Consider the following 242-nt stretch of genomic DNA (forward strand, 5'->3'; position numbering starts at 1 on the left):
CTCACGTCACATGAAACGCTGTCCCGACTGGCGGATGGAACGCTGGATGTTGGGCTGGTTGCGCTGCCTCAGCCCCCGGTGGCTGGACTCGTGATAAAGCCTTGGCGCCGCGACCCCGTGATGGCGTTTGTGCCGGCGCATTGGCGGTGTCCGGCCCGCGTCACGCCTGAATGGCTCGCCAGCCACCCTCTTATTCTCAATGACGCGACCACGCGTCTCTCGCGTCTGACTGCGGAGTGGTT

1 protein-coding gene is annotated in these 242 nt (G+C 64.5%); it reads left to right on the forward strand.

What is annotated here, in order from left to right; translation table 11 throughout:
- Positions 1 to 242, forward strand: a 242-nt coding sequence (locus SB771_RS36610; protein ID WP_410722237.1) for a LysR family transcriptional regulator substrate-binding protein, incomplete at both ends; no start/stop codon positions are given.

The organism is Burkholderia sp. SIMBA_051, from assembly GCF_046534915.1.
Lineage (GTDB): Bacteria > Pseudomonadota > Gammaproteobacteria > Burkholderiales > Burkholderiaceae > Burkholderia > Burkholderia ambifaria.